This is a genomic window from Serratia sp. ASV30 (assembly GCF_016428815.1).
GTDB classification, from domain to species: domain Bacteria; phylum Pseudomonadota; class Gammaproteobacteria; order Enterobacterales; family Enterobacteriaceae; genus Chania; species Chania fonticola_C.
In genome coordinates this window covers 1-12,393 of record NZ_JAELTL010000042.1, presented here as the reverse complement: position 1 = coordinate 12,393, position 12,393 = coordinate 1, and the positions used below count along the sequence as shown (strand labels likewise).

12 protein-coding genes and 1 riboswitch are annotated in these 12,393 nt (G+C 56.6%); of the genes, 5 read left to right on the top strand and 7 right to left on the bottom strand.

From position 1 onward, the window contains the following. Positions 1–141: 141 nt before the first annotated feature. Positions 142–2,091: a dihydroxyacetone kinase operon transcriptional regulator DhaR gene (dhaR, locus tag JHD74_RS17750; RefSeq protein ID WP_199063193.1), complete on the top strand. Its 1,950-nt coding sequence runs from the start codon at positions 142–144 to the stop codon at positions 2,089–2,091. On the opposite strand, the gene dhaM is transcribed toward dhaR, so the two are convergent. Genes dhaM through JHD74_RS17730 form a run of 4 tightly spaced genes read right to left on the bottom strand, consistent with a single transcriptional unit; the run spans position 2,088 to position 6,381 of the window. Then, complete coding sequence (gene dhaM, locus JHD74_RS17745) at positions 2,088–3,518, bottom strand: dihydroxyacetone kinase phosphoryl donor subunit DhaM (RefSeq protein ID WP_199063192.1); 1,431 nt, start codon at positions 3,516–3,518, stop codon at positions 2,088–2,090. The two genes, dhaR and dhaM, sit on opposite strands and share 4 nt — an antisense overlap. Further along, a complete protein-coding gene (gene dhaL / locus JHD74_RS17740; RefSeq protein ID WP_098929767.1) occupies positions 3,515–4,153 on the bottom strand; it encodes a dihydroxyacetone kinase subunit DhaL in 639 nt (212 codons plus the stop codon). Before dhaL ends, dhaM begins: the two co-directional genes overlap by 4 nt. Positions 4,154–4,162: 9 nt before the next feature. Beyond that, positions 4,163–5,230, bottom strand: coding sequence for a dihydroxyacetone kinase subunit DhaK (gene dhaK / locus JHD74_RS17735; RefSeq protein WP_024528282.1), 1,068 nt, complete (start codon positions 5,228–5,230; stop codon positions 4,163–4,165). A 50-nt stretch (positions 5,231–5,280) separates the two neighbouring features. Further along, positions 5,281–6,381, bottom strand: a complete 1,101-nt coding sequence (locus JHD74_RS17730) for a glycerol dehydrogenase (protein WP_024528281.1) — start codon at positions 6,379–6,381, stop codon at positions 5,281–5,283. Positions 6,382–6,720: 339 nt separating this feature from the next. Here JHD74_RS17730 and JHD74_RS17725 point away from each other — a divergent pair, with 339 nt between their 5' ends. Beyond that, positions 6,721–7,380, top strand: a complete 660-nt coding sequence (locus tag JHD74_RS17725) for a DUF1190 family protein (protein ID WP_024483036.1) — start codon at positions 6,721–6,723, stop codon at positions 7,378–7,380. Positions 7,381–7,383: 3 nt separating this feature from the next. Then, on the top strand, positions 7,384–8,544 hold the full coding sequence (locus JHD74_RS17720) for a glutathionylspermidine synthase family protein (RefSeq protein ID WP_024483037.1): 1,161 nt from the start codon (positions 7,384–7,386) through the stop codon (positions 8,542–8,544). Positions 8,545–8,594: 50 nt separating this feature from the next. Here JHD74_RS17720 and ygiD read toward each other — a convergent pair whose 3' ends face one another. Then, positions 8,595–9,377, bottom strand: a complete 783-nt coding sequence (gene ygiD / locus JHD74_RS17715) for a 4,5-DOPA dioxygenase extradiol (RefSeq protein ID WP_074031215.1) — start codon at positions 9,375–9,377, stop codon at positions 8,595–8,597. Between the two features lie 207 nt (positions 9,378–9,584). On the opposite strand from ygiD, the gene zupT reads away from it, so the two are divergent. Beyond that, positions 9,585–10,352 (top strand): zinc transporter ZupT, encoded by a 768-nt coding sequence (gene zupT, locus JHD74_RS17710; protein ID WP_021806868.1) that lies wholly within the window; start codon positions 9,585–9,587, stop codon positions 10,350–10,352. A gap of 59 nt (positions 10,353–10,411) precedes the next feature. On the opposite strand, the gene ribB is transcribed toward zupT, so the two are convergent. Then, positions 10,412–11,065 carry a 3,4-dihydroxy-2-butanone-4-phosphate synthase gene (gene ribB / locus JHD74_RS17705; RefSeq protein WP_024528279.1) on the bottom strand — a complete coding sequence of 218 codons (654 nt, stop codon included), beginning with the start codon at positions 11,063–11,065 and terminating at the stop codon, positions 10,412–10,414. Between the two features lie 111 nt (positions 11,066–11,176). Beyond that, a riboswitch (FMN riboswitch) is annotated at positions 11,177–11,338 on the bottom strand. A 147-nt stretch (positions 11,339–11,485) separates the two neighbouring features. Between ribB and JHD74_RS17700 the strand changes: the two genes are divergently transcribed. Further along, positions 11,486–11,761 (top strand): accessory factor UbiK family protein, encoded by a 276-nt coding sequence (locus JHD74_RS17700; protein WP_199063191.1) that lies wholly within the window; start codon positions 11,486–11,488, stop codon positions 11,759–11,761. A 29-nt stretch (positions 11,762–11,790) separates the two neighbouring features. Here JHD74_RS17700 and JHD74_RS17695 read toward each other — a convergent pair. Beyond that, the coding region (locus tag JHD74_RS17695) for an amino acid permease (protein ID WP_199063190.1) at positions 11,791–12,393 on the bottom strand (603 nt) is incomplete at its 5' end.

Sequence of the window (12,393 nt, the reverse complement as noted above, 5' to 3'; positions counted from 1 at the left end):
CCGAATAACGGAGCCCGGTTTTTACCGCGCTCCGTTTTTTTATCCAATGATCCTGCTTCTGCCCATCGCCTCACAGCCTCTGTAAATGGGTTAATGTTATGATTAGTTCCCTATTTGGGTTTACCTGCTGAACGGGATCTGATGGACAACGCTTCACTCTGGCAACGGTTGATCACCGAAGGCGCGTTACCGCCACAGCTGCGCCCTTCCCCTGCCATTTATGCATCCTGGCTACGCTGCAGCCACCTGATGCAACCCGCCGTGTGGAAAGCCCCACATCGCGCCCTGGGCACCACCTTCGACTCGATCTGCCGGCGTAAGGATGATTTCATTACGCTCGGCCAGGCGGCGTTGGAGGATGCCTGGGAATATATGGAACAGCGCCACTGCGTGTTGCTGATCCTCGACGAAAGCGGCTGTACGCTGTGGCAATGTGGCGACAAGACGACCGGCGAACAGCTGCTCGAACTGGGTTTTGCTCCCGGCGCTTATTGGGCAGAAGGCGACATCGGCACCAATGCCCCTTCTCTAGCCGCATCCGAGGGCCATCCGGTACAGATCCATAGCGATGAACACGTGCGCCAGGCGCTGCATGGCTGGTCATTCTGCGCCGCACCGGTGCATGACAATAGCGGCCGCCAGCGCGGTATGCTGGCTTTGGGTTGCCAGTTGGCCGATTGTAATGCGGGCGATCTTTCCCTGATCCTGGCGATCGCCCGGGAGATCGGCAATGCCCTGAACGCCGACGGCCTGCTGGCCGAATCCAACCGCCATCTCAATCAGCTCAACGGGCTACTGGACAGCGTAGACGACGGTGTCATGGCCTGGGATCACCGGGGTTATCTGCAATATATCAACCCGCGCGCCGCCGCTATGCTGAAGCTGCACGAACAGCAGAGCCAGGGCAAGCCGCTGACACAGTTATTGACGCTACCGGCCTTGCTTAACCGCGCCATCAGCCAACGCCAGCCGTTACAGCATGTGGAAGTCACCTTTGAAAGCCAGGGCCAGTTTATCGCCGCGCTACTCACCCTCAAACCGATCCTGGACGGTGAGCACTGTAGCTTTATCGCCTTGCTGCATCCCTTGGAAAGGCTGCATCAGTACGTCAGCAGCCAGATCGGCCGGGTCAGCCACACCTTCGAACAGATGCCTTCCGGCACCCAGGAAATGCGCCGCCTGATCCGCTATGGCCAGCAGGCGGCGAAGGGCCAGCACCCGATTTTGCTTTGCGGTGAAGAAGGGGTGGGGAAAGAACTGGTCAGCCAGGCCATCCACAATGCCAGCGAACGTGCCGCCGGGCCTTATATCGCCTTAAACTGCCAGTTGCTGCCCGAAGCGCAAGGGTTGAAGGAGCTGTTGGGCAGTGACGCCAATGAAGAAGAAGCGGGCCAACTCAGTAAGTTCGAACTGGCCAACGGCGGCACGCTGCATCTTGAGCAGGTCGAATACCTGCCGCTGGCCATGCAGTCCGCTCTGTTGCAGGTGCTAAAAACCGGAGTGGTGATGCGTATGAATTCCAGCCGCGTGATCCCGGTGAACGTACGGGTGATCGCTACCAGCGCCGCCAACCTGCCGCTGTTGGTGCAGCAGAACCGCTTCCGCCGCCAGCTGTTTTATAGTCTGCAGGCCTTTGAGATCCAAATTCCGCCGTTACGCCAGCGCCTCAGTGACATCCCTTTGCTGGTTCAGCACCATCTGCGCGCCCTGGAGCATCACTTCCAATGTCGTTTCCGGGTGGACGACGACGTTATGACCCAGCTTGGTCTGTACCTGTGGCCGGGTAACGATCTGGAACTGAAAGGGGTGATAGAGCGCGCCGCGATGATTTGCCACGGCCACCATATTCAACTGGCCGACCTACCCGCTCATTTGCTCAGCCATCAGCCGCTAGTGGAAAGTGACTCTCAACCGGCTATGCCACTGATGACGCTGGCGGAAATGGAGTTGCAGGCTATTATCCGCGTAGCCAACGTCAGCCACGGGCAGCTTAACGAAATGGCGCAGCTGCTGGGCATCAGCCGCACCACTCTGTGGCGTAAAGTCAAACAGTTGAATATCGATATTAGCCAGTTCAAGCTGCGGGGTTAATGGCTGAGCTGTAAGGTACCGCGCGCCGCGTCCAGCATCGCTTTCTGGCCGCTACGGGTCTTGCTCATACATTCGCTCATGCCGACCACCATCGGGATCCCCATCGCTTTGGCCAGAATAGCGGTGTGTGACAAGGCGTTGCCGCCGCTCAGGCAAATCCCGAGAACCATGCGCCGATCGAGCATCACGACGTCGGAAGGCATCAGCTCATCCATCACCAGGATCGCAGGCTCATTGAGCACGATCGCCGGAATAGGCTGCCGTGACAGATGGCTCAGCGTACGGCGCAGCATGTCACGCACGTCCAGTTCCCGCGCCTGCAAATACTCATCATCCAGCGCCCGATAATCGGCGGCAATCTGCTCCAGCTCCTGCCGCCACGCCAGTTCCGCGCTGCACTGCTGTTGGGCAATACGGGTAAAGGCAGCCTGTTGCAGATCGGGATCGTCTAACAGCATGCTGTGCGCCCCAAAGATCGCCGCCTGCGGTTTGCCGATCAGGTTGCCAGTGCGATCGGCCAGCCTGTTCAAATCGTCTAACGTCTGCTGCAATGCGATACGCAGGCGCTGCTGTTCATTGAGCACGTCATCGGCCCCTAGCTGGCGTTCTTCCGTTTGTGGCCAGAAGCTCGATACCTGGAATATCGGACCACTGCTGACGCTTTCCTCCACGGGGATACCGTGCAGCGAAGGCAGTTGCTGCTCAGATACGGTTTCGCCAAAATGCTGCTCTGCCAACGCCTTGAAAGCCGCCAGCGCTTCATCAGCCTGTGCGCCATCGGCAATCAGGCGGATAGTGTCGCCGTGGCGAACCTGCAACAAAGCCAGCTGATTAAGGCTGCGTGGGTTGGCACATTGACCATGCTTTTCCAGCACCAGTTCCGCTGCAAATGGAGCCAGAGCCTCTGCCAGACGCGCTGCCGGGCGAGCGTGCAATCCGTGTGGATTCTGTACCGTCCAACTCAGGCTTTTTCCCTGACTCAGCGGTAAATTCAGTGGCTTGCTGGCGGGTATCTCCTCACCGAGCTGTGCCTGCTTGGCCTGCAAGGCTCCTTGCGCCTCTGCCAGTACCTGCTCCAGACTACCGCCCGCGTTAGCCGCTACGACCGCCGCCAACGTGCCTTCCACCAGCGGTGCCGCACACAGCACCACCTTGGCCGCCACCTCTGGATCGAGCAATTCAAGCGCGGTTTCCGCACTCAATAATGCGCTACCGAGATCCATCAGCACCACGATCCCCTCTCCGTCAGCCACGGATTCGATCGCTTCCATCACTTTCATCGCATCGGTGCCGATCGGGTGTAACTCATCATCGACCCCCGCCGCCAACACCAGTTTGCAACCCTCACCGCGCATCATCTGGCGGGCAAGTTGCTCAACACCCTGGGCCAATTGCACACTGTGTGAAACCACGACGATGTTGATCATCCTGCCTCCTCGACCACCTGGGCCAGCGTTTTTATCATCAACATGACGGAGGTTGCGCCTGGGTCCTGATGGCCAATGCTGCGTTCGCCCAAGTAGCTGGCGCGCCCTTTACGAGCCTGCATGACGATAGTGGCCTGTGCTGCCTGCTCCGCCCGAACGGCGGCCTGTTGTAGCGCCTGGGTCACGCTGAGCTGCTGCTGTAACGACTCGCCCAGGCTTGCGACGACCGGCCCCCAGACATCACACATGGTTTTATCGCCCGGCTCTGCCTTGCCACGCATCGCTACGCCTTCCGCGCCTTCCTGGATCACCTGCTTCAACTCCGCCAGATCCAGGCTCTGCTTGGCGTTGGCCGCCTGAGCCGCACGGATGAAGAAGGTGCCGAACAGCGGACCACTGGCACCACCAACGCTGGAGAGCAGCGTCATACCGGTGTTTTTGAGAATAAAGCCGATGTCCTTGTCCGCTACCGAAGGCAGCTTTTCTACCACCTTGCTAAAGCCACGGTTCATATTCAGGCCGTGGTCGCCATCGCCGATATCGCTATCCAACTGAGTCAAGAAATCGCGTTCGCGGGTAAAGACCTCACCACAACGCATCAACCACTCAACGACCTGCTGTTTGCTTAATGTCATGTTTCCTCCTCAGCCCCAGCGCAGCGCTGGCGTGTTCACCGGCGCATCCCACAGCGATAACAGCTCGTCATCCACTTGCAGCAAGGTGATGGAAACCCCCTGCATATCCAATGCGGTGCAGTATGATCCCACCAGATTGCGCTCAATGACGATCCCGGCCGCAGCACAGCGCTGTGCCAAACGGTGGTAAACCCCGTACAGTTCGGAAAGCGGCGTAGCCCCCAGGTTATTAACCAGCGCAATCACCCGATCGCCCTGCGTCAAGGCTCGTTTGCTTTGGCTCTCTTCACGCCATTCCCCTTGCTGGCGATCCCAAACGCGGATCGTACGCTGGTAATCGCCGTTATCGATCAGGGTAGCGAACATGTCATCCACCGTTTGATCGAGGGTGGTGAACGTCCGCCGTTCGATCCCCGGTTCGCCGTGGATGCCAACGCCGAACTCCATCTCGTTATCCGCCAAAGTAAACGACGGTTTACCTGCCGCAGGCACGGTGCAAGCGCCCAGAGCAATCCCTAGCGAGTGGCCTTGGTTGTTGATTTTGTGCCCCAGTGTGACCAGCGCGTCCAGATCGTCACCCCGTACCGCTGCCGCGCCGAGCAGTTTCTCCATCAGCACCGTATTGGCAACGCCACGTCGGCCTGCGGTGAACAGGCTATCTTTGACCGCTACGTCGTCATCCACCAGCACCGTTGCCACTGGCACGCCGCTGTCATGCAGCAATTCGGTCGCCGTTTCAAAGTTGAGGATGTCACCGGTGTAGTTCTTGATGATCAGCAACACCCCGGCGCCGCCGTCAATAGCTTGGCCGCAGTCGTACATTTTATCCGGCGTCGGTGAGGTGAAAATCTCCCCTGGGCAGGCACCGTCCAGCATTCCCTCGCCCACGAAGCCGCAGTGCATCGGCTCATGGCCACTACCACCGCCAGACAGGATCGCCACTTTGCCTGGGATCGGCCCCGCCGTGCGGGTCACAAACACAGGATCCTGATGCACCTGCAGCTCCGGGTGAGCGGCAGCCATGCCGAGTAACTGTTCGTTAAGTACCGAATCGACCTGATTGATTAGCTTTTTCACGGTTAATTCCTCTGTAGAGAACAGCGGGCGCGTTGAGCGCGCCCGATGATTTATGCGCGTTGCAACCAGGCGCTGCCCAGTTTGTCTGCCGTCAGGATAGCCGCCAATACGCTTTCCGGCGTTACGCTAAACGGCATGTTGTGGATGGTTTCACCTTTGGCACAGCTGGCCTCTGCCACCTTGCCGATTTTTTCTGTCAGTTCACCGGTGACGCCCATTTGTGCCAGGGTGATCGGTAACCCGACCTGCTGGCAGAAGTTCAGCACCGTTTCAATCTGTGCCATTGGGCTGTTTTGCAGCACCAACTGAGACAGGGTGCCGAACGCCACTTTTTCCCCGTGATACAGATGATGGCACTCTTCCAACACGGTGAAACCGTTGTGGATGGCATGCGCCGCCGCCAGACCGCTGCTTTCAAAACCAATACCGCTCAGATAGGTGTTGGCTTCAATGATGCGCTCCACCGCTTCGGTGACCACACCAGACTCCGCAGCCAGCTTGGCCTTGACTCCTTCAGCCAACAGCGTTTCATAGCATAGACGCGCCAGATTGAGCGCCGCCAACGTAGACTTGCCGCCCGCCATGCTGGTGGCCTGGGCATCGAAGCAGGCCTGAGCTTCAAAATAGGTGGAGAGCGCGTCGCCCATGCCCGCCACCAGCAGGCGTACCGGCGCTTTGGCGATAATGGCGCTGTCCATCACCACCATATTCGGGTTGGCGGGGTAGATCAGGTATTCTTCAAACTCGCCGCTTTCGCTGTAGATCACCGACAACGCGCTGGTAGGCGCATCCGTCGAAGCAATGGTTGGCATCAGAACCACTGGCACATGCTGGTAATAGGCAATCGCCTTGGCGGTATCCAACGTTTTACCGCCACCGATGCCGATCACCCCTTTGCAGCCGTGGCTTTTCAGCTCCTGACCAAGGCGGTCGATTTCCTTGCGGCAGCATTCGCCATTAAACGTACCAGCGTGATACTTCACCCCGTGCTGATGCAGGCTGCCCATCACAGTATCGCCCGCCAGTTTCATGACGAAATCGTCGGCGATCACAAAGTAATGATCGGCAAGGGCTTTGGCATATTGGCCAACGGAGGCCAACGCATTGGCCCCCTGGATGTATTTGCTCGGGGATTGAATGATTCTCAACATAACTGACTCCTTGTAGAGACGTTAACCAAGTAACGTTCAGATTTCAGAGGGTGATATCGACGTATTGTTCTGTTGCTGACTATACGACCTGCCGGCCGCTTGGCGAGTAAGGAAAAAAACGTTACATAATGGAACGTAGCTTCGGGCAAAACGTTCCATTATGTAACGCTTTTGCTGCAGTTATACGCAGTAAAGCGAACTGGCGCACACCGTAACGTATAAGTGCGTAAAGAGTGGATCCTGCGGGTGTTTCAGCTTTAATTTTGAGCATCTTTCACCTATCCTATCGACCACTACTGGGCAAGGGCGAATACAGCCCGCATGATGGGATAAATATCGATGAAACGGACCAAAAACATCAACAAAGACACCTTCCGCAAATCCTGGCGCAGCTACCGTGTTGCCCCCGTGGCTTTGGCGATCAGCGCAGTGTTTATGCTGGCCGGCTGCGAACAGGCGGATGAGACGGTTTCCCTGTATAAAAATGCTGACGATTGTTCAACCTCCAACCCGTCGATGAGCGAGCAGTGCACCACCGCGTATAACAACGCGCTGAAAGAAGCGGAAAAAACCGCACCTAAATATGCCACTCGTGAAGACTGCGTAGCCGAATTCGGTGAAGCGCAATGTACTCAGGCTCCAGCACAGGCTGGCATGGCCGCAGAATCACAAAGCAGTGGCAGCATGTGGATGCCGCTGATGGCGGGCTACATGATGGGCCGCATGATGGGTGGCGGGGGCTACGCTCAACAGCCGCTGTTTTCCTCTAAAAACGCCGCCAGCCCAGCAAACGGCAAGTTTGTTGACGCCAGCGGTAAAAGCTATGGCCCGGCAACCGCAGGCGGCCGCTCCATGACGGTACCTAAAACCGCAATGGCCCCTAAACCCGCGGTGACCAATACCGTTACCCGTGGTGGCTTCGGTGAGTCCGTGGCCAAACAAACCAGCATGCAACGCAGCAGCGCTACCTCCAGCAGCTCACGCAGCATGGGCGGTTAAGACATGAAACGCGTTGCGATTAGCGAGCGCCCAGACTGGCGCGAAAAAGCCACCGAGTTTGGTTTCGCCTTTCACACCATGTACGGCGAACCCTACTGGTGTGAAGATGCCTATTACCAATTCACGTTGGCACAGATCGAAGAGATTGAAGATGCCACCGCCGAACTGCACCAGATGTGCCTGAAGGTGGTAGATAAGGTGGTCAACAGCGATCAACTGATGACCAAATTCTGCATCCCCAAGCACACCTGGGAATTCGTTCGCAGCTCCTGGCGCACTAATCAGCCTTCGCTGTATTCACGCCTCGACCTGGCCTATGACGGCATCAATCCACCCAAGCTGTTGGAAAATAATGCCGATACGCCAACCTCATTGTATGAGGCAGCGTTCTTCCAATGGCTGTGGCTGGAAGATCAGATCAACGCCGGCAAGCTGGATCCCGCCGCTGACCAGTACAACAGCCTGCAAGAAAAACTGATCGAACGTTTCGCCGATCTGCAAGCCAACCACGGCTTTAGCCTGCTGCATCTGGCCTGCTGCCAAGACAGCGAGGAAGATCGCGGTACGGTGCAATATCTGCAAGACTGCGCGCTGGAAGCAGGCCTGCCGACCGAATTCCTGTTTATGGAAGAGATTGGCCTGGGCGAGAAAGGCCAGTTCACCGATCTGCAAAATCAGGTTATCAGTAACCTGTTCAAGCTCTATCCGTGGGAATTTATGCTGCGCGAGATGTTCTCCACCAAGCTGGAAGATGCTGGCGTACGCTGGCTGGAACCGGCCTGGAAGAGCATTATCTCCAACAAGGCTCTGCTGCCACTGTTGTGGGAAATGTTCCCGGATCATCCAAACCTGCTGCCAGCCTACTTTGCCGAGGACGATCATCCGCAAATGGATCATTACGTCACCAAGCCGCTGTTCTCACGCGAGGGTGCCAACATCCAGATCGTCCAGAACGGTCAGGAAGTGGCGCGCGTCGATGGGCCATACGGCGAAGAAGGCATGATTGTGCAGCAGTTCCATCAATTGCCCCAGTTTGAAGGCAGTTATACGCTGATCGGCAGTTGGTTGGTCAACGATCAGCCTTGCGGTATTGGCCTGCGTGAAGATCGCGAGTTAATCACCCAGGATCTGTCGCGCTTCTACCCGCATATTATTCTTGGCTAACAGTTAAACCAGAAATAACTAAAGGCGCGAAATTTTCGCGCCTTTTTTATTCAACCAACCTGCACCGAAAGCATGCTCAGCGCGGCCATTTCGATCCCATCGATCGGTACCGAGATCGGCTCTTTACCATCCCAACCGCCCAATACATACAGCAACGGCAGATAATGCTCTGGCGTCGGGTTCGACAACGCTGCGCCTTCATGCTGCATATAATTCACCAGCGGGTGATGTTCGCCCTGATAATCCAGGTTATCACGTACGTACTGGTTGAATGACTCCGCCCAAGGATACGGGCTGGTGTCACCCTGCCATTTCACCATGCGCAGGTTATGCACCACGTTGCCGCTGGCCACGATCATTATCCCCCGATCGCGCAGCGCCGCCAGCTTACGGCCCAGCTCAAAATGGTATTCCGCTGGTTGAGTCCCATCGATGCTCAGCTGCACCACCGGGATATCGGCTTGCGGGTACATCTTGATCAGCACGCCCCAACTGCCGTGATCCAAACCCCATTCACTGGTATCGGCAATCACCTGCGCCGGGGCCAACAGGCTTTGCAGCTCTGCCGCCAGCTCTGGTGAACCCGGTGCCGGATACTGTGTATCAAACAGCGCCTGCGGGAAGCCGCCAAAATCGTGAATGGTTTTTGGATGTTCCATCGCCGTCACTGCCGTCCCACGAGTGTACCAGTGGGCAGACACAGCAACGATCGCCTTTGGCCGTGGCAATTGCTCACCCAACGCACGCCAGGCCTGGGTATAGCGGTTTTCTTCCAGCACGTTCATCGGGCTTCCGTGGCCAAGAAAGAGTGCAGGCATACGAGAGGTGGTCATAAAATATCCTTGGTTAGCGTGACAAGTGTTCTGCTGACTACATTACGCTGTTTGCCTTACCAAGGCAGCCGGATAACCCTGATGGTGATCTTCAAGAAATTTGAATGGCAGGAACGATTGAAACCATCAGCCAAATCCACTCGATTTATGGCTTGGCTCTGTTAGTATCAGAAACTGATAAATATTATTAGCATACAAGGAGAATGCATGTCTGTACCGCTGATCCTGACCTTGTTAGCCGGAGGCGCTACCTTTGTCGGTGCCCTGCTCGGCATTATTGGCCAGAAGCCCTCCAACCGCCTGCTGGCGTTTGCGCTCGGCTTTGCCGCAGGGATTATGCTGTTAATTTCATTGATGGAAATGCTGCCCGCTGCGCTGCACACCGTCGGCATGTCGCCCATGCTTGGCTACGGCATGTTTATGCTCGGGCTGTTAGGCTACTTTGCGCTGGATCGCATGCTGCCACACCAGCACCCACAAGACCTGGTGCAAAAACCCATCAAGCCCCATAACCTTAAACGCACCGCCATGCTGCTGACGCTTGGCATCAGCCTGCACAATTTCCCGGAAGGGATTGCCACCTTTGTCACCGCCAGCGCCGATCTGGAACTGGGGATGGGCATTGCGCTCGCGGTCGCCATCCACAATATTCCAGAAGGGTTGGCAGTCGCCGGGCCGGTGTATGCGGCAACCGGCTCTAAAACCAAAGCGCTACTGTGGTCTGGGATCTCCGGAATGGCAGAAATTCTGGGTGGCGTACTGGCCTTCCTGGTGCTCGGCCCGATGGTTTCACCGGTGGTGATGGCGTCGATTATGGCTGCGGTGGCTGGGATTATGGTGGCACTGTCGGTAGATGAACTGATGCCATTGGCCAAAGAGATCGACCCACACAATAATCCAAGCTACGGCGTGCTGTGCGGCATGGCGGTGATGGGGTTTAGCCTGACGCTGTTGCAAAGCGGCGGTATCGGCTAAAGAATTTTAAGCACAAAAAAAGCCGCTTCATCAGCGGCTTTTTCACTTCAGTCAGCAACTCAGCTGGCTTTCTTTTCGCGTGACTGGCGATAGGCCACCAGATCTTCGATAGTCAGCACCACCATGTCATGCTGCTTGGCAAAGGTGATCACTTCTGGCGCATGCGCCATGCTGCCGTCATCGTTAGTCAACTCGCACAGTACGCCAGCGGGTTTGAAACCGGCCATTGAAACCAGATCGATGGTCGCTTCGGTGTGGCCACGGCGGTTCAATACGCCACCAGGCTGAGCACGCAGCGGGAACACATGACCTGGGCGGTTCAGATCGCTTGGCTTGGCACCGTCTGCAATGGCTGCACGGATAGTCGTCAGGCGATCGCTAGCCGATACGCCAGTGGTCACGCCCTGCGCCGCTTCAATCGTCACGGTAAAGGCGGTCTGGAACTGACTGGAGTTGTTGGTGACCATCATCGGCAGCTCGAGCTGCTGGCGGCGATCTTCAGTGATACACAGGCAAACAATGCCGCTACCGTGGCGAATGGTCAGCGCCATCTGTTCAACGGTCATGGTTTCTGCGGCGAAGATCATGTCACCTTCGTTTTCACGGTTTTCATCATCAAGCACCATCACACCGCGCCCGTTGCGCAATGCATCAAGAGCGCGTTCAACGCGTTCTTCCGGCGTGCCGAAATCTGAAAGTAGAGTCTGATTCATGGTAAAAAACCTCATTAAAATTATGGATTACCAGAACCAGGGCGATCTTGAGGAGTGGCTATGCCAATAGCCAAAAAAATAACGCAAGCGGGGCATACGCCCGACAGGTGTCGTTACTCTCTCCCATCCGGACTATAACCGTCGGCCCCGGAATTACACCGGATCTGCTGACCTCTAACCCACTCCTGAGAGATAGGTTGAGCGCTCGCGGGCTTTCACCGTGAATGGTGATTTACCGCCGGTGGGGACTTGCACCCCGCCCTGAGAATAAGCATCTCGACTATAACCCCATCGCTTTAGTGTTTCAAGCCATCCGGTCGCGTAATGAGGGATCGCGCAGCAAATACGGTAATAGTTTATCCGGCGAGCAACTCGCATTACACTAAGCATCAGCCACCAAATATCAGAAAGGGAAACGCCATGATTGACCCGAAAAAAATTGAACAGATCGCACGCCAGGTCCAAGAGTCGATGCCTAAAGGCGTACGTGAATTCGGGGAAGACGTTGAGAAAAAAATCCGTCAGGTACTGCAAGCGCAGTTGACCCGTCTGGATCTGGTTAACCGCGAAGAATTTGACGTGCAGACCCAGATCCTACTGCGCACCCGTGAAAAGCTGGCATTGCTGGAACAGCGTCTGACCGAACTGGAAGGCAAGCTGAATACCGCGCCGGTAGCCAAGCCAGCAGACGAATAAGTTGTTCTAAGGGGCGCACCAGTGCGCCCTTATTGCTTGGAAACCGCCGCCTGCGTTTTACGCGGCAGCACCAACCAGATCAGCACCAACATCGCCAACGCATACAGGCTTTTCCAGCCGATAATCACCAGCAATAACAAGCACAACGCGGAGCCAACGATCGCCATCAACCGCGAACGCCCCTGCAAGATCCGCCAACCCGCCAACATACACAGCAGATAAATCAGCACGAAAATGCCATTGGCGTATACCAGCAGCGTATCCAACGGCAGCTTCAGGGTATAGATCAGTAAAGTGAACAACAGGCAGCAACCGACCACCGCGCTCAGTGCATTGACCGGCACCTGGCCCGCGGAGAGTTTGGCTAAACCGCTAGCAGGCTTTTCCTGGGCCTGAGACCAGACCAGGCGGGCAAAGCTCTGGGTGTAGATATTCACGCTGGCAAAACAGGCCAGATAGCCGATGATGCAGGCAATACACAGCGCATGTTCGCCAAACAGTTGCACCACGATCCCCGGCAACGAAGCGGCCGCCGCCTGATGTTCGCCGTAAGCATGGAAGTGCAGCACGGCTACGGTACAGCCCCAATAGACCGCCCCCGCCACCAACAGCCCAAGCATTAACGCGCGCGG